Source organism: Citrobacter sp. A316 (genome assembly GCF_002042945.1).
GTDB classification, from domain to species: domain Bacteria; phylum Pseudomonadota; class Gammaproteobacteria; order Enterobacterales; family Enterobacteriaceae; genus Citrobacter; species Citrobacter portucalensis.
In genome coordinates this window covers 74661-90609 of sequence record NZ_MVFZ01000011.1, presented here as the reverse complement: position 1 = coordinate 90609, position 15949 = coordinate 74661, and the positions used below count along the sequence as shown (strand labels likewise).

13 protein-coding genes and 1 tRNA gene are annotated in these 15949 nt (G+C 52.7%); 12 read left to right on the top strand and 2 right to left on the bottom strand.

Features of this window, described 5'->3' with window-relative positions; genetic code table 11:
• Positions 1-58 precede the first annotated feature (58 nt).
• Positions 59-132, top strand: a tRNA-Gly gene (locus BZK41_RS14795).
• Positions 133-165: 33 nt separating this feature from the next.
• On the opposite strand, the gene BZK41_RS14790 is transcribed toward BZK41_RS14795, so the two are convergent.
• The gene (locus BZK41_RS14790; protein WP_079938627.1) at positions 166-702 is read right to left on the bottom strand and encodes a GNAT family N-acetyltransferase; all 537 of its coding nucleotides are present in this window, start codon (positions 700-702) and stop codon (positions 166-168) included.
• Between the two features lie 816 nt (positions 703-1518).
• On the opposite strand from BZK41_RS14790, the gene pgaA reads away from it, so the two are divergent.
• From pgaA to BZK41_RS14760, 6 genes are all read left to right on the top strand, one after another.
• Positions 1519-3981, top strand: coding sequence for a poly-beta-1,6 N-acetyl-D-glucosamine export porin PgaA (pgaA, locus tag BZK41_RS14785; RefSeq protein WP_079938626.1), 2463 nt, complete (start codon positions 1519-1521; stop codon positions 3979-3981).
• Positions 3982-3990: 9 nt separating this feature from the next.
• A complete protein-coding gene (gene pgaB, locus BZK41_RS14780; protein WP_079938625.1) occupies positions 3991-6012 on the top strand; it encodes a poly-beta-1,6-N-acetyl-D-glucosamine N-deacetylase PgaB in 2022 nt (673 codons plus the stop codon).
• Positions 6009-7343 (top strand): poly-beta-1,6-N-acetyl-D-glucosamine synthase, encoded by a 1335-nt coding sequence (gene pgaC, locus BZK41_RS14775; protein ID WP_048236716.1) that lies wholly within the window; start codon positions 6009-6011, stop codon positions 7341-7343. The genes pgaB and pgaC overlap by 4 nt, the downstream gene beginning before the upstream one ends.
• On the top strand, positions 7340-7846 hold the full coding sequence (gene pgaD, locus BZK41_RS14770) for a poly-beta-1,6-N-acetyl-D-glucosamine biosynthesis protein PgaD (RefSeq protein WP_003825542.1): 507 nt from the start codon (positions 7340-7342) through the stop codon (positions 7844-7846). The genes pgaC and pgaD overlap by 4 nt, the downstream gene beginning before the upstream one ends.
• 81 nt (positions 7847-7927) lie before the next feature.
• On the top strand, positions 7928-8158 hold the full coding sequence (yjdI, locus tag BZK41_RS14765) for a 4Fe-4S mono-cluster protein YjdI (protein WP_003033864.1): 231 nt from the start codon (positions 7928-7930) through the stop codon (positions 8156-8158).
• 11 nt (positions 8159-8169) lie between these two features.
• Positions 8170-8442, top strand: a complete 273-nt coding sequence (locus tag BZK41_RS14760; RefSeq protein ID WP_016157396.1) for a GNAT family N-acetyltransferase — start codon at positions 8170-8172, stop codon at positions 8440-8442.
• A 42-nt stretch (positions 8443-8484) separates the two neighbouring features.
• Here BZK41_RS14760 and BZK41_RS14755 read toward each other — a convergent pair whose 3' ends face one another.
• Positions 8485-9414 carry a LysR substrate-binding domain-containing protein gene (locus BZK41_RS14755; protein WP_003825551.1) on the bottom strand — a complete coding sequence of 310 codons (930 nt, stop codon included), beginning with the start codon at positions 9412-9414 and terminating at the stop codon, positions 8485-8487.
• Positions 9415-9804: 390 nt separating this feature from the next.
• Here BZK41_RS14755 and BZK41_RS14750 point away from each other — a divergent pair, with 390 nt between their 5' ends.
• The 5 genes from BZK41_RS14750 to BZK41_RS14730 all read left to right on the top strand — a co-directional run bounded on the left by BZK41_RS14750 (position 9805) and on the right by BZK41_RS14730 (position 15936).
• Positions 9805-10410: an ankyrin repeat domain-containing protein gene (locus BZK41_RS14750; protein ID WP_079938624.1), complete on the top strand. Its 606-nt coding sequence runs from the start codon at positions 9805-9807 to the stop codon at positions 10408-10410.
• Between the two features lie 126 nt (positions 10411-10536).
• Positions 10537-11325, top strand: a complete 789-nt coding sequence (locus BZK41_RS14745) for a DUF2877 domain-containing protein (RefSeq protein ID WP_139762612.1) — start codon at positions 10537-10539, stop codon at positions 11323-11325.
• A complete protein-coding gene (gene fdrA, locus BZK41_RS14740; RefSeq protein WP_079938622.1) occupies positions 11303-12850 on the top strand; it encodes an acyl-CoA synthetase FdrA in 1548 nt (515 codons plus the stop codon). Before BZK41_RS14745 ends, fdrA begins: the two co-directional genes overlap by 23 nt.
• The gene (locus BZK41_RS14735) at positions 12850-14268 is read left to right on the top strand and encodes a DUF1116 domain-containing protein (protein ID WP_079938621.1); all 1419 of its coding nucleotides are present in this window, start codon (positions 12850-12852) and stop codon (positions 14266-14268) included. Before fdrA ends, BZK41_RS14735 begins: the two co-directional genes overlap by 1 nt.
• A gap of 117 nt (positions 14269-14385) precedes the next feature.
• Complete coding sequence (locus BZK41_RS14730) at positions 14386-15936, top strand: hypothetical protein (RefSeq protein ID WP_003840986.1); 1551 nt, start codon at positions 14386-14388, stop codon at positions 15934-15936.
• Positions 15937-15949 lie beyond the last annotated feature (13 nt).

Here is a 15949-nt window from a genome sequence, read left to right as displayed (position 1 = left end):
GTCGGTTAGTCCCTTGCCAAGAAGAGCGTAAGGTTTATAATCCCTTACGCACTTCAATGCGGGCGTAGTTCAATGGTAGAACGAGAGCTTCCCAAGCTCTATACGAGGGTTCGATTCCCTTCGCCCGCTCCAAAACTCTCTCCCTGTAGTTATTCTTTATAAATGTTAAATAGCGACACCGGAATCCGGTGGCAGCGTGCTGTTACCTTCACCCAGATTACGTTGTAGCAATACCGTGTCGAGCCATAGCCCATGTTTGAAGCCAATGTTATTCAGTGTGCCGATTTCCGTAAATCCGGCTTGTTGATGGACTTTTAACGATCCCTGATTATTGCTGTCGCCGACGATGGCAATCAGTTGCCGATAGCCCTGCGCTTCAGCCCAGCTAATCACATGACGCAGTAATGCTTTTCCTACACCCTGACGCTGAGCCGTTGGAGCAATATAAATCGAATCCTCAAGGGTATAGCGGTAGGCATAGCGCTCGCGGTAGCGGGTGAGGTAGCAATACCCGATGACCTTATCTTCCTGCAGAGCGACGACCCACGGCAGCCCGAGGCTGCGGATTTTTTCCAGACGAGCAAGCATCTCGTGTGCATCTGGCGGGTCGGATTCAAAGCTGCCGGTACCGTGAAGAACATGATGAGCATAGATATCGCGTATGGCGGGGATGTGCTTTTCTTCTGCGTTAACGATTTTCATTGACCAGCTCCCATTGGCGTCTTTGCCCAGATTACCTGAAAGACTGAGGGGAAGGTAAGTGCAAAAAGTTATGCTTCTATCAGTTGCTTGCAATGCAAATAGGCTTGCATATTGTAAGGTGAAATAATTGCTTGTGGTTGATGTTGTCAATAATACGCAAGGTTGGTAAATACATTAACGCGTAGAGTAATACACAATTATTCGTGCACATCTTCGAACGTGTATCCAAATACCAATTATGGTAGGTTTCGAAAATTGATGAATAAAGTTGTTTTATTTCAATGTGTTGTTGCTGTATCTAATTCCTCCTGCGCCTGTACCTTTATTTTCATTTCATTGGCCCTGTTTGAACCCCAAAAATTAAGTTATATTTTGTTGTTAGCAGAGAGCCTATTATCAGATTTTTCTCTATTCCCCTCTCAAAATAGTTACCATGCAAACAGTTGCGCGGTGTAGCTATGCTGACCAGCAATAGTAAGCATCGTCACATGATGTCACCGGGCAAACTTTGTTTAAATCCAGAATTCAATCCCAAGAGTATTAGGATTATTTAGTCTAAAATACTTTTTTGCCTAAGACTTTTCTTATTACGTAGCCACGAACTACATGGAGTGATAAAATTCCCGAGTTTATGCCTCCTGTCCAACGATTAGAGGGCGCGGTGAGGGTAGTCAATAAGACGAAAGAATTAATTGCTTCATAACCCTATTACGAAATAAGCGGCAGTGCATCTTACATGGTCGACAATCGTCAAGGATTTACCTTAACTTATTGAAAACGCTTATTTTTACTCTGATGTAAGATATAAGGGCAGATATGTTCAGTATGCGTCGACATGCCAACTTCATTAAACGTTTTAAGTCTGTAAGCTGTTTATTTACAGCAAGCATTCTTTTCCCTATGCAAATCTCTGCTGCGGTATCAGATTATGATGCTTTGGTTATTGAGGCGCGGGGGGGGAATAGTGCGCCGCTATTGCGCTACCTTGAGGATCAGGGAAAGAAAAGTGCGCTAACGCCAAATCAGGTTGCCGACTGGCTGCAAGTTTCTGGTTGGGTTGAGAACAACGATAAAACAACAATTGAAATCTGGCAGCGGTATCGTGGGCAGATGGATGTGCCTGCGCGGGGCAAAGTCGCCGCAGCACGTGCGTATCGTAACCAGAAAAACTGGAATGATTCATTGGCGGTGTGGGAAAGCGTTTTACAGGAAGAACCTGATAACGTGGATGTACGCACCGGCTGGATAATGACGTTGGCGGATGCGCGCTACAATCAGCAAGCCCTTACTGAAGCGAATAAATGGGCGCAGGCTCATCCGGGCGCAGATTCCGACGCACTGCTTGCCTACGTATATCATTCTCAGGGGAAAAACTGGGATGCACTGTTGGTTGCCAGCCAGGCGGATGACGTCGATCCAGGCAACAAAAATGCAAAATCCACGCTGCTGTCTGCGCTGTCGGCGAACCGTGTTTCCGGACCCGCTTTAAATATGTCGGAGGTCGTTCCCACGGCTGATCCGGTGAAGCGCCGCCTTGAGCTTGATGCGGCAGCTGAAATGGTCCGATCCTCTTATACGTCCGCACGTAATGAAGAAGAACGTTTTATCGTAGCGGATAAAGCGCTGGCCCGTTATGACCAGTTGCTGGCGGCCTGGAAAGATGAGTCGTCTGCGCAGAATGATGTCCGCCGGGCGAGAATTGACCGTATGGGTGCCCTGTTGGTGCGTAAGCGTACTGCCGAAGTAATCGAGGAATATGAGTCCCTTTCTGCGAGCGGCGAAGTACCAAACTATGCAAAACGCTGGGTGGCATCAGCATGGTTAAGCGAACGTCAGCCGGAAAAAACCGAAGCGATGCTGGCGAGCATCTACTACCCGAATGGACCTATCCCGGTCACGCCGCTCAGTCCTGAGGATCAACAAGATCTGTTCTACGCGCACATTGATAATGAAAACTTCGATGCTGCGAAAAAACAAGTCGATGATCTGATCAAAGAGAGTCCGTATCTGCGGCGTATCTATGGCTCGCCAACGCCGCAGCCTAACGATAACTGGCTGCTCGGACAGTCGCTGCTGACGCAATATCATATCGCTGCTAATGAACTGCCGGAGGCGGAAAAGCTTGCAGAGCATCTGGCACGAACTGGCTCCGGTAACCAGGGACTGCGCATTTCCTATGCCTCTGTGCTTGAAGCGCGTGGATTGCCGCATGCGGCGGAGAAAGAGCTTAAGCTGGCGGAAGTAATTGAGCCAAGCAACCTGGAGTTGGAGCGCCAGCAGGCTTACGTTGCGCTGGATCTCCAGGAATGGAAGCAGGCCGATGAACTGACGGATGACGTTATTGCCCGTAGTCCGGATGATGAAGCGACGCTGCGCCTCGCGCGTATTCGCGATGTCCACAAAATGTCGGAAGTGCGCATTAGCGGTACGCAGGGGATCTCGTCCGATAGCCCGGTCAGCGGTAAGAATGACTTTAACATCAACACGGCTATTTACAGTCCGCCGATTAATGACAACTGGCGACTGTTTACCGGATTCAACTTCGCTACCGGTGAATTTGAGGAAGGGAAGGGCATCAGCCGCGATCTGGCGGCGGGTGCAGAATGGACTTCCCGTGATTACTGGGCGGAAATGGAAGTGTCTGGCCGAAATTATGGCGATGGTCAGAAGATTGGTGGGCGTCTATCCGGCTGGCATGACTTCAATGACAACTGGCGCGTTGGTGGTTCGGCTGAGCGCCTCTCTCGCAACACCCCGTTGCGCGCGCTGCGTAGTGGTGTGTATGCCAACGGCGGCGATATGTTCGTTCGCTGGTATCAAAACGAACGACGTGAATATCAACTGTCGTTTGCCGCATCACATTTCTCGGACGGTAACGATCGCATCGAATACGGAGTCAGCGGAAAAGAGCGCATGTGGACCACGCCTCGCTTCACGCTGGACTTTACGCCGGGCATTGGCGGGAGCACCAACACCAAAGAAAATGTTCCGTATTACAACCCGAAGAGTGATTTTTCGGTTGTCCCTGGCCTGAGCGCAGAGCAGGTTCTTTACCGCCACTATGATACCGTCTGGACGCAGCAAGGTCTGGCAGGCGTAGGTGGCTACTGGCAGCAAGGTGAAGATGCAGGCGCTATCGTCCAGGTGGGATACGGACAACGGCTTAAATGGAACAACGTCGTAGATGGCGGGGTGATGCTGATTTGGGATAAACGCCCCTATGACGGTAAACGTGAGCGGAATATCTCCCTCGCTTTCGATTTAAATGTCAGGTTTTAAGGATTGTTCATGCTGAAAAGATGCCTGTGGCTTAGCGCATTAATCGCTGGCTGGTTGATGATTACCGCGTGCAGCAGCGCGCACAATACAACGCCTCGCTATGTTCCTCCCGGGGAGAGAACACCGCTGACGGCGGATCATCAGTGGCCGAAAAATAGTTTCCTGGTGCTGGGTTATCACGATGTTGAAGATGGTGCTGCCGATCAGCGTTACCTCTCTGTACGTACCAGCGCGTTGAGCGACCAAATGGCCTGGCTGCGTGATAATGGCTATCAGCCGATCAGCGTGCAGCAAATTCTGGACGCCCATGACGGTAAAATTGTACTGCCGGAAAAAGCGGTATTACTCACCTTTGACGACGGGTATAGCAGTTTTTATACCCGCGTCTGGCCATTGCTGAAAGCCTACAACTGGCCTGCGCTCTGGGCGCCAGTAGGCAGTTGGGTCGATGCGCCAGCCAACAAAAAAGTCGATTTTGGCGGCTTAATGACCGCGCGCGACAAATTCGCCACATGGAAGATGGTCGAAGAAATGGGCAAGTCGCCGTTGGTGGAAGTCGGTGCGCACACCTGGAACTCGCACTTTGGCGCTGAGGCCAACCCGCAGGGGAGTAAAGAGCCTGCTGTAGCGAACCGCCTGTATGATAAGAAAACCGGCACTTATGAAACGGACGAACAGTACACGCGACGTATAAACACGGATATCTCTCTGATCACTAACAAGATCAAAGCGGTGACCGGGAAATCGCCGCGCGCGTGGGTATGGCCTTACGGCGCAGCCAACGGCACGACGCTAAACCTGGCCAAAGAGCATGGCTATAAGATGGCCTTTACGCTTAATGAAGGGTTGGCGAATGCCGCGTTTCTGGATGATATTCCGCGCGTGCTGATCTCTGATAACCCATCCCTTAAGCGTTTTGCCAGTCAGGTCGCTCAGGTCCGTGAACCACAGACGATGCGCGTGATGCATGTCGATCTGGATTATGTGTATGACAAAGACCCTGCTCAGCAGAAGCGAAACATCGATAAGCTGATCCAGCGTGTTTATGACATGCGCATTTCTCATGTTTTCCTGCAGGCGTACGCCGATCCGCAGGGCGACGGGAATATTCGCGAGGTCTATTTCCCCAACCGCTGGCTGCCGATGCGTGCCGATCTCTTTAACTATATCTCCTGGCAATTACAAACGCGGGCAGGGGTGACGGTGTATGCCTGGATGCCGGTTCTGGCTTTCGATCTCGACGCGTCGATTCCACGCGTAACTGCATGGGATCCGAAAACGGGACGTACTGCAATCAATCACGAGAACTATGTTCGTCTCTCTCCCTGGGACAGCGAAGCGCGTAAACGCATCACTGAAATCTATGAAGACCTGGCGAAGCACGCCAGCTTCAAAGGTATTTTGTTCCATGACGATGCTTTCCTGACGGACTTTGAAGATGCGTCGCCGGAGGCGTTAGCTGCCTACCGTGCAGCAGGGCTTCCGGGCAGTATCGAGCAAATACGTAATAATCCTCAGGCGTTTGAGCGCTGGACTCGCCTGAAAAGTAAGATGCTGATCGACTTCACCAAACAACTGACCCGGTCGGTGCGTAATATTCGCGGTCCACAGGTGCAAACTGCGCGCAATATTTACGCCATGCCGGTACTGGAGCCTGAAAGCGAAGCCTGGTTTGCACAAAACCTGAATGATTTCCTCAATACCTATGACTGGACGGCGCCGATGGCGATGCCATTCATGGAACAGATCCCGGCCAATGATGCCAACGCATGGCTTGACCGACTGGTGAATGCCGTTGCACAAACCCCTGGGGCGCTGGATAAAACCGTGTTTGAACTGCAGGCACGAGACTGGCGTAAATCCGGGGATCAGGCTGAAATCAGCGGAAAACAAATAGCCGAATGGATGCGCCAGCTGAAATTAAGCGGTGCAGGTAACTACGGCTATTATCCGGATGATTTCATCAGCGACAAACCTGAGATGTCAGAGATTCGCTCGACGTTCTCCTCATACTGGTATCCGCAAAAATGACCGATCGCATTATTGCTTTCCTGATACTTTGCCTGATGTTCAGCCTGCCGTTTGGGGTGGCTGTCATCTTTACAGGTGAAGTGATGTTGAACTTCGTCTTCTTCTGGCCTTTGTTCATGTCTGGCTTATGGATAAGCGGCGGGGTCTATTTCTGGTTTTACCGTGAACGTCACTGGAAATGGGGAGATGACACGCCACCACCGACATTGCAGGGGAATCCACTGGTTTCCATTCTGATCCCCTGTTTTAACGAAGGGATCAACGCGCGTGAAACCATTGAGGCCGCGCTGGCACAGCGATATAAGAATATCGAAGTGATTGCCATCAACGATGGTTCAACGGATGACACCCACGACGTGCTGGAACAACTGGCAGTGGAATACCCCAGCCTGCGGGTGATTCATCTGGCTGAAAACCAGGGTAAAGCGCTGGCGCTCAAGACCGGTGCAGCCGCGGCGCGCAGCGATTATCTGGTGTGTATTGATGGCGATGCGTTACTGGAGCGCGATGCCGTCGCTTATATGGTGGCTCCGCTGATCCAGTTCCCACGCGTTGGTGCAGTGACGGGGAACCCGCGTATTCGAACCCGCTCTACGTTAATCGGTCGTGTGCAGGTCGGTGAGTTCACTTCCATTATCGGCTTGATTAAGCGCACTCAGCGAGTCTATGGGCAGATCTTTAGTGTCTCAGGTGTGGTTGCGGCGTTTCGTCGTCGCGCGCTGGCCGAGGTCGGTTACTGGAGCCCGGACATGATCACCGAAGATATCGATATCAGTTGGAAGCTGCAATTGCGCCACTGGTCGGTATTCTTTGAGCCGCGCGCACTGTGCTGGATCTTAATGCCTGAAACGTTAAGAGGGCTGTGGAAGCAGCGTCTGCGCTGGGCCCAGGGTGGTGCGGAGGTGTTTATCGTTAACATGCGTCGCCTGTGGTCGTGGGAGTTCCGCCGCATGTGGCCGCTGTTTCTTGAGTTCTGTTTTTCTACCGCATGGGCATTTGCTTATGCGATCAGTATTGTGCTGTTCCTGTTAGGGCTGATGATCCCGATGCCGGACTCGCTGTATGTACAACATCTGTTCCCACCGGCCTTTACCGGGCTTATCCTCGGTGTGGTGTGCTTGCTGCAGTTTGCGGTGAGCCTGATGATTGAACGACGCTATGAAAAAAATATTGGCGCTTCGTTGTTCTGGATTATCTGGTTCCCGGTGGTGTACTGGATGCTAAGCCTGTTCACCACTCTGGTGTCATTCCCGAAAGTGATGCTCAAACGCAAACGCGGCAGAGCGCGTTGGGTGAGCCCTGACCGTGGTATTGGGAGGATCGAATCATGAACCAGCCACTGATCTTCACGGAGCGGCGTCTGCTGCCGCGCATCATCGATGTGTTGTTGACGGCCATCGCATGGGTTGGATTTATCTATTTGATCTATAAAGGGCTGATCACAGCCCTGGCGCATTCACCGTATATGGGTGTGCGGCCCTTTTTCACCACGCTGGATACGGTCACGTTTTATATCCTTGTTGCCCTGGTCAACGGCCTGGTGCTGATTGGCTGGGCGAAGTACAACCAGTTTCGTTTTCGGGTGGAACGCCGCAGTCGCAGACCCGGGCTTGAGGATCATGAGCTGGCAGAAAGTTTGCGTATTACCCGGGAGCTGGTTACGGAACTGAACAAGGCGAGGGTGTTGACGGTCCACCATCATGAGAATGGCGAAATCAGTCATATCGATGTGGACAGGGATATTGCCGATAACCGCCTCCCGCCGCCGACGCCTGCGATGCTGGAGTATTTGCCACCAGAGCCGCAGCCGTCGATACAGAAAAAGCCTGAATGATATTTCTGCTTTCAGCCGCTTCCTTCAGCCTCGCATAGGTCTATGATTAGACCCAGACAATAAAAAATGCGAGGCAATGTCGTGGATAAGGAACTACTGGATGCAGGTTACCGGGCCTATACCGGCGAGAAGATTGACGTCTACTTCAACACGGCGATATGTCAGCATTCGGGCAATTGCGTGCGGGGAAGCGCGAAGCTGTTTAACCTGAAACGTAAACCGTGGATCATCCCGGACGAAGTAGATGTCGAAACGGTCATCAAGGTCATCGATACCTGTCCGAGCGGTGCGCTGAAATATCGCCAGAAATAAGTGAGGGAACCATGGAAATTCTTGCAGGCCACAACAAGTTTTATGTCAATGATGCTGAGGGCAACCAGGTTGCCGAGATTGTCTTCGTGCCGACGGGCGAGCATCTGAGCATCATTGAACATACCGATGTCGATCCCAGCCTGAAAGGTCAGGGCGTCGGCAAACTGCTGGTGGCTAAAGTGGTAGAGAAGATGCGCGCCGAAAACCGCAAAGTTATTCCGCTGTGCCCGTTTGCCAAACATGAATTTGATAAAACCCGCGAGTACGACGATATCCGCGCCTGATTATCTTATGTGCACCGGAAGGTAAAACAGCCATCCGGTGCATCACGCCCGATGCAGCAAATCCTGATAAATCCCCGTCAGTATCCCTTGTGGGCCAAACTCCTTTTTAATCCACTGAGTGACTCGACCGGTTGCCGAATGCTGGGTTGCCAACAGCATTCGTGAATCCTGACGCGGGTTGTGGATCTGTCGTGTCACCAGCAACGACTTTTCCATCGCCTCGCGCACCATATAGTCTGGCAGAAAACCGATACCCTCCCCCAGGATCTGGCACTGGCACTTGGTATTAAAATCGGGAACCAGAATCGACTCTTGTCCGTGTAACAGCCAGCCGACCTTTTTGTTGATGGTGTGTGCGGTGTCTTCCACCATGATGTTCGGGTACAGACGCAGCTGGCTCTCAGAAATGGGTTCAGGCATAAACGCCAGCGGATGATCCGGGGCAATCGCAAACGACCAACGGATCGCGCCGATCTCGGTGTAATCAATTCCGCCGCCGTCCAGTAACGTATCGGGCGCGCCAATGGCAATATTGGCGAGGTTGTTGATGATCGAATCCCAGACGCCGTTATACACCTCGGTGGTGACGGTTATCTGGCAGGTTGGAAACTGTTTCTTCAGTACTTGCAGCAGCCGCGCCGTATGTTGAGGGGTATACAGCAGCTGGTTAATGCAGATGCGTACCCGGGCTTCAATTCCCTGAGCGATGGTATCAATGCTGCGCTTGATGGCGTGGAAATCATTGAGCAGGTCGGTCGCCTTGCGAAACAGGTAGCGCCCGGACTCGGTCAGCTCAATGCTACGAGTACTGCGGGTAAACAGCACCACGTCGAGACCCATTTCCATGCGCTTAATGGTGTAACTAATTGCCGATGTGGTTAAGCCAAGCTCCTCCGCCGCCTTGCTGAAACTGCTATAGCGAGCAGCCATCGTAAATGCCAGTAGGTTTTCCTCGGTAAATATTGAATTCATCTTTCTCCCCTCCGGCGACAATGCGCATCTGCAACACGATGATTGTTGAATGTATTTGTAATCCTTATACAGAGCAATCAGTTTTGAACAGAATTTAACACTAGTTTTACATTTGATTTGAAGGCAATCACACTTCTGTATTTTAATTGCAGGCCGCTATCCGTGCAGCATACCGCCTGATTTCCCGGACTACTGATTAATGGCTAAAAGGGCCCCAGCTATAAGGGAAAGATTGCACTACAGCACGTTTTGTTCTCATTGTTAAAATTGATTCAATAATCGATGCGCTAACGATGAATGAAATTTAAGCGGATGTTATTCTCTGCACTCTGTTGCTATTCTCAGGTTATTGGATATTTAAAAAGTCTAAAAAACTGCAGGAGAGCGATTATGTCAGAGAAAGAACTCATTACTGAATTTCTGCTGGCGGCAGAACAAGGCAATGCCGATGGATTAAAATCCTGCCTGGCAAAAAATGTGGATATTAATGCCACTAACCGCCAGGGGCGTACTGCCATTATTATTGCCAGCCTGAATAAACATTATGACTGTGTTTCTTTATTGATTGCAGAGGGTGCCGATATTAATAAACAAGATCAAACTTGTTTTAACCCCTTCCTGATTAGCTGCCTGACGAATGATTTAACGCTGTTGCGTACGGTATTACCGGCTAACCCCGACCTCAATTGCCTGAGCCGTTTTGGCGGTGTCGGTATTACGCCAGCCAGCGAAAAAGGCCATGTCGAGATCGTGCGTGAGCTGCTGCTGCGTACCGATATCAATGTCAACCATACTAATTTTGTTGGCTGGACGCCGCTCCTGGAAGCCATTGTGCTGAATGACGGCGGTGCGAAGCAGCAGGAGATCGTTAAGCTGTTGCTCGACCATGGCGCAAACCCGCACATGACGGATAAATACGGTAAAACCCCGCTGGAACTGGCGCGAGAGAAAGGGCACCACGAAATTGCCGAGCTGCTGATTGCGGCCGGAGCCTGACACAGGAGCGCCATTATCGCTACGCCATCACGGCGATGCGTACGGGCGCTAACCGCAGACAGCGCGTTTCTCACTTTCCGGGGAACGGGACGGGTTGAACAGGTTTTTTCCCACGCGGTAAACCTGTTGATACCCGAACAGCAGCGGCTGCTGACGTTACTGAGTGAAGATTGTGATAACGCACCTAACAGCTGTCGGGTGGCGCTGACGCATTGTGAAGACCTGTTTCACCCCGGTGAGCTGGTCAGTTTTAGCGGGTCGGGAATAGTTGTTGGCAATGATAAATGGATAGAAACCGCCGGTTGCCTGCTGTGGCGAATACCACGGTGGACATCTGATGCAGCAAGCCTTGCCGCAGTCGGCTGGCAGCATTGGGAAGAGGTTATCCGCCAACAGCTAAGAAGCGACGACACATTATTTCTGTACCAGGGTGACAATCTGTTTTATCAGGAAATCACCCGTCAATTACTCAACCGCCGACAAACATTACTGACGGCGTTGCGTACAGGAGAAAATATCACTACGGCGGTCAGCCATTTAATTGGTCTGGGGATGGGGCTGACGCCCTCATCGGATGATTATTTAGTAGGCTTAAGCACCATTTTATTTATTCCAGGACATCCGCTGAGGAAATATCGAGACGATTTTTTAGCAGCATTACAATGTGCCGGAAATAATACAACGCTACTCAGCAAAATAACGCTAGAGGAAGCATTTAACCAGCGTTATCGGGAAAACGTCGGACGGCTGCTGAACCAATTTATTACTGAGCAACAACCCGTTTCTACGCAATATATTACTGACATTAAAAATATCGGCTCAAGTTCTGGCTGCGACATGCTGTATGGCATGGCGGATGCCTGCGCCCTGAGCCACAGGTCCGGAGGGAATTATGTCAATCAGGATAGTTGTTAAAAAGAACACGTATTTTGATTCTGTCTCACTGATGTCTATCTCCACGCGCGCAAATAAGCTCGATGGCGTTGAGCAGGCGTTTGTGGCTATGGCGACAGAGATGAATAAGGGCGTGCTGAAGAATCTCGGCCTGCTGACGCCTGAGCTGGAAGAGGCGAAAAGTGGCGATCTGATGATTGTCATTAAAGGCGCGAGCGACGAAGCAAACGCGCAAACGCTGGTGGCTATCGATGAACTGTTTACGCATAAAGAGCAGGGTGGTCAGCACGAAGCGCGCTATGCCACGCTTGCCAGCGCGAAGAAGCATGTTCCTGACAGCAATCTGGCGGTGATCTCGGTCAACGGCCTGTTTGCCGCGCGTGAAGCGCGTCAGGCGCTGCAAAATAACCTCAATGTGATGCTGTTCTCTGACAACGTCTCTCTTGAGGACGAGCTGGCGCTTAAGCAGCTGGCGCATGAAAAAGGGCTGTTGATGATGGGACCAGATTGCGGAACCGCCATCATTAACGGCGCGGCGCTGTGTTTTGGCAATGCGGTGCGTCGCGGCAACATCGGAATTATTGGTGCCTCCGGTACCGGTAGCCAGGAACTGAGCGTACGCATTCACGAGTTTGGCGGCGGGATTTCCCAGCTGATTGGCACCGGTGGACGCGATCTGAGCGAAAAGATTGGCGGCCTGATGATGCTTGACGCGATTGGCATGCTGGAGGCCGATCCGCAAACTGAGATCATCGCACTGATTTCCAAACCCCCTGCGCCAGCGGTGGCGCGCAAGGTGCTGGAACGTGCGCGCGCCTGTCATAAGCCCGTGGTGGTGTGTTTCCTTGGACGTGAAGCCGCGTCTGCGGATGAAAAAGGCCTGCAGTTTGCCCGCGGCACTAAAGAGGCGGCGTTGAAAGCGGTACTGCTGACCGGTGTGAAAAAAGAGAGTCTGGATCTGCATCCGCTCAACTGGCCGCTGATTGAAGAGGTTCGCGCCCGTCTGACCCCGCAACAAAAGTATATCCGTGGCTTGTTCTGCGGTGGCACGTTGTGCGATGAGGCGATGTTTGCTGCCATGGAAAAACATGCCGAAGTTTACAGCAACATTCATCCGGATCCGGCGTTCCGCCTGAAAGATCTCAACCGCAGCGTGGCGCATACCTTCCTCGATTTCGGTGATGACGATTTTACCAACGGCAAACCGCACCCGATGATCGATCCCACCAACCGCATTAGTCGTCTGTTGCAGGAAGCGCGCGATCCTGAAGTTGGCGTGATCGTGATGGACTTCGTCCTTGGATTTGGATCGCATGAAGATCCGGTTGGCGTAATGCTCGATGCGATCGTTGAAGCCAAAGCGATCGCCGCCGCAGACGGTCGTCCGCTTGAGATCCTCGGCTATGTGCTCGGAACCGATCTTGATACGCCGTCGCTGGAAAAACAGTGTCAGATGCTGACCGACGCCGGGGTTATCTGGGCGAGCAGTAGCACCAACACCGGATTGCTGGCGCGTGAATTTATCTGTAAAGGGGAGGAAGCCTGATGAGCCAGACACTGTTTAACCAGCCGCTGAATGTGATTAACGTCGGTATCGCAATGTTCAGCGATGACCTGAAAAAGCAGAACGTACCGGTGACCCAGCTCGACTGGACGCCGCCGGGCCAGGGCAACATGCAGGTGGTAGCGGCACTGGACGACATTGCTGATTCACCGCTGGCAGACAAAATCGTGGCCGCTAACCAGCAAGCGCTGGAACGCATTATCCAGTCACATCCGGTGCTGATTGGCTATGACCAGGCGATCAACGTCGTGCCGGGTATGACCCGTAACACCATCCTGCACGCCGGACCGCCAATCCGCTGGGAAAAAATGTGTGGCGCAATGAAGGGGGCGGTAACCGGGGCGCTGGTATTTGAAGGGCTGGCGAAAGATCTGGATGAAGCCGCCGAACTGGCCGCTTCGGGTGAAATCATCTTCTCTCCGTGCCACGAGCATGACTGTGTCGGCTCGATGGCGGGCGTGACGTCCGCATCGATGTTTATGCACATCGTCGAGAACAAAACCTATGGCAACCGCGCATATACCAATATGAGCGAGCAGATGGCGAAGATCCTGCGTATGGGCGCGAACGATCAGAGCGTTATCGATCGTCTGAACTGGATGCGCGATGTGCTGGGACCGATGCTGCGCGACGCCATGAAACTGGCGGGTGAAATCGACCTGCGCCTGATGCTGGCGCAGGCGCTGCACATGGGCGATGAGTGCCATAACCGCAACAACGCCGGGACGGCGCTGCTGATTCAGGCGCTGACGCCGTGGATTATTCAGACCGGCTATCCGGTTGAGCAGCAGCGTGAGGTGTTTGAGTTCGTTCTCAGTAGTGATTACTTCTCCGGACCGACCTGGATGGCGATGTGTAAAGCCGCCATGGACGCTGCGCACGGCATTGAATACAGCACCGTGGTGACGACGATGGCGCGTAACGGCGTTGAGTTCGGCCTGCGCATCAGCGGCTTGCCGGGTCAGTGGTTTACCGGTCCGGCGCAGCAGGTGATTGGCCCGATGTTTGCGGGCTACAAGCCGGAAGATTCCGGCCGTGATATTGGCGACAGCGCGATTACCGAAACCTACGGCATTGGCGGTTTCGCTATGGCGACGGCGCCGGCCATTGTGGCACTGGTGGGCGGTACGGTCGAAGAGGCCGTTGATTTCTCTCGCCAGATGCGAGAAATCACTCTCGGCGAAAACCCCAACGTCACCATTCCACTGCTTGGTTTTATGGGCGTACCAACTGCTATCGATATTACGCGCGTAGGCAGCACTGGCATTCTGCCGGTGATCAACACCGCCATTGCGCATAAAGATGCGGGGATCGGCATGATCGGCGCCGGAATCGTTCACCCGCCGTTCGCCTGTTTTGAAAAGGCGATCCTCAACTGGCGCGACCGCTACTGCCAATAACAATAACCGGGGCTAACGCGGTTAGCCCCACAGTAGCGAAGCGAAAAACGTTGCTTACCTGCAGGGCTGGGCGATCTCCGCGATCGCAAACGATGCTTAACCTGTTAAGGATATTCCATGAACAGCATAAAACTAGAATGGAAACGTGGTGACTGGGCGGCCTACTTTGGGCTGATGACCAACAACCTGACTAACCTGCTGACAATGATGGGGCTGCTCATTTTTGTCGTCGGGATCCCTACCGAAATTGTCTATGGTCGCATTGCGCCTGCCTTTGGTCTGGCGGTGCTGGTGGCCAGCGTCTGCTACGCCTGGTTTGGTCTGCAGATGGCAAAGCACACCGGGCGTAAAGACGTGACGGCGCTGCCGTCCGGACCGAGCGCACCGTCAATCTTTACCGTAACTTTTCTGGTGCTGATGCCGGTTTATCAGCAAACCAAAGATGCCAACTTCGCGATCCAGATAGCCCTGGTGTGGTGCTTTGTCGAAGCGTTGATCCTGGTCGGCGGCTCCTTCCTGGGCGAGACCATCCGCAAGATGATCCCGCGTACGGTACTGCTTTCTTGCTTGTCCGGCCTGGGGTTGTTGCTGCTGGCGATGAACCCGATGCTGCAGGCATTTGAAGCGCCGACGGTTTCTTTCATCGTCTTGTTGCTGATCTTCATTAACTGGTTCGGTAAGAAGCCGATTTTTGCTCGTATTCCTACCGGTTTGCTGTTGCTGATTGCCGGTACGGCCCTGGCGTGGATCTCCGGTTTACAAAGCCCGGAGGCCATTAAAGCGTCGATGTCTTCCTTTGGCTTCAACCCACCGGAAATTCATGTCGACAGCTTCCTGCAAGGTTTGCCGCACGCGCTGCCGTATCTGGCTTCTGCGGTTCCTCTGGGTCTGGCGAACTACATTTTTGACCTTGAGAACATTGAAAGTGCGCACGCGGCTGGCGATGAGTACAACACCCGTAAGGTCATGATGGCGAACGGTTTTGCCTCCATGCTCGGCTGCATGCTGGGTAACCCGTTCCCGGTGACAGTGTATGTCGGGCATGCGGGCTGGAAAGCGATGGGTGCCAGCATCGGTTATACCCTCGCTTCAGGCATCACCATGTTCCTGGTGCCGCTGTTTGGGCTGGGGGCGTTTATGCTCGCCATTATTCCGATGACCGCGATAGTGCCGATTCTGGTGTTTATCGGCGTGGTGACCGCCAACCAGGTGGTGCGAGAAACGCCCAAAGTCGAGGTTCCCGTCATCTTCATCTGTCTGTTCCCGTGGATCGCCAACTGGGCGTTGACCATCGTCAACAGCGTAATGGGCGCCGCCGGAACATCCGCGGGGAAACTGGGTAGCGACTTGCTGCACAGCAAAGGTGTCTATTACGACGGCCTGGTGCATCTGGGAAGCGGCGCGCCGCTGGCCAGCATGCTGTGGGGCTGCGTCGCTATCTTCGCCATTATGAATAAGCCGCTGCGCGGGGCGATTGCCGCAGCCTTTGGCGCGCTGTTATCGCTGTTTGGCGTGATTCACTCCCCGGCGGTTGGCTTTGCGGAAGGCAGCTCGATGATGTTTGTTGTGGCCTACCTGATGATGAGCGGCATGTTTGTCCTCAAGCATGTTCTTGATAGCCGTGAAGCGGTGACTGCGCCTGAGCAGGAACCGACGAAAACGACCTGAATCGCCTGCAAGC

Bases quoted from the DNA above. Each gene is read 5' to 3' on its own strand.
- fdrA (WP_079938622.1), top strand. From the start codon at position 11,303: ATGTCAATCAGGATAGTTGTTAAAAAGAACACGTATTTTGATTCTGTC.
- pgaA (WP_079938626.1), top strand. From the start codon at position 1,519: ATGTTCAGTATGCGTCGACATGCCAACTTCATTAAACGTTTTAAGTCT.
- BZK41_RS14730 (WP_003840986.1), top strand. From the start codon at position 14,386: ATGAACAGCATAAAACTAGAATGGAAACGTGGTGACTGGGCGGCCTAC.
- BZK41_RS14755 (WP_003825551.1), bottom strand. From the start codon at position 9,414: ATGAATTCAATATTTACCGAGGAAAACCTACTGGCATTTACGATGGCT.
- pgaC (WP_048236716.1), top strand. From the start codon at position 6,009: ATGACCGATCGCATTATTGCTTTCCTGATACTTTGCCTGATGTTCAGC.
- BZK41_RS14750 (WP_079938624.1), top strand. From the start codon at position 9,805: ATGTCAGAGAAAGAACTCATTACTGAATTTCTGCTGGCGGCAGAACAA.
- BZK41_RS14735 (WP_079938621.1), top strand. From the start codon at position 12,850: ATGAGCCAGACACTGTTTAACCAGCCGCTGAATGTGATTAACGTCGGT.
- pgaB (WP_079938625.1), top strand. From the start codon at position 3,991: ATGCTGAAAAGATGCCTGTGGCTTAGCGCATTAATCGCTGGCTGGTTG.
- BZK41_RS14760 (WP_016157396.1), top strand. From the start codon at position 8,170: ATGGAAATTCTTGCAGGCCACAACAAGTTTTATGTCAATGATGCTGAG.
- BZK41_RS14790 (WP_079938627.1), bottom strand. From the start codon at position 702: ATGAAAATCGTTAACGCAGAAGAAAAGCACATCCCCGCCATACGCGAT.
- pgaD (WP_003825542.1), top strand. From the start codon at position 7,340: ATGAACCAGCCACTGATCTTCACGGAGCGGCGTCTGCTGCCGCGCATC.